We start from the raw sequence: 664 nt of genomic DNA on the forward strand, positions 1-664 counted from the left end.
GCCGTTCAGTCTCACGTCGATGAGGGATGCTGCCTGACCCACTTGGCCCTCCTCCCCTTTCTAGCCGCGCCGCACCAGACCGACAGGTTCGGCATCGTGGATCAGCTCGATCCATGTGTTTCCCCCAGGTGCCACAGAGATGATGTCACCTGTCGAAACGAAAACCTCGACGGGCAGCTCGAAATTCCAGCCACCATGACCATCAGTGAAGCCTTTAGTGACGAGACCATATCGTTCCTCGTCACCTTCATGAATGCACACGAACGCTTCGGGGAAATCCTGCGTTGAGGCCTCTCCGCAAGGGGAAACCGTTCGCGCTACACTATCGGGCTGGGCCGACCAGTCAGCGGTTGCCACTGCTACGAGGTTCAGAAGAGGTACGGCCGCGCTGTGTGCGGATACTGCATCCCGTCCGGGTACGGTTCCAATCTGACGGACGGCGTATTGCGCCGGATCGATCGAACGGAAGGCGCCAACATCCAGTTCTTCTCCGGTATAAATATCGAAGCACTGCGTAAGATCCCATCCACCTGGGATGGGATCGGCGCACACGACGATCCCCGACACCACCTCGCCGGAAACGGGACAGGACAGCTCGACAAGAGTCCACGGGTGGGTGCCGCCCAGCTCGGGGCACCGGCGGCGGTAGGCGTCACACTGGAGG

The 664-nt window shown here is 60.4% G+C and carries 2 protein-coding genes; both read left to right on the plus strand.

Going from position 1 to position 664, the window contains the following annotated elements; genetic code table 11:
* The coding region (locus P792_RS38220; RefSeq protein ID WP_235075389.1) for a hypothetical protein at positions 1-288 on the plus strand (288 nt) is incomplete at its 5' end.
* Between the two features lie 156 nt (positions 289-444).
* Positions 445-664: hypothetical protein (locus P792_RS38225; protein ID WP_235075390.1), on the plus strand; the 220-nt coding region annotated here is incomplete at its 3' end.

It is taken from the genome of Asaia sp. SF2.1, from assembly GCF_000505765.1.
Taxonomy (GTDB): Bacteria; Pseudomonadota; Alphaproteobacteria; order Acetobacterales; family Acetobacteraceae; genus Asaia; species Asaia bogorensis.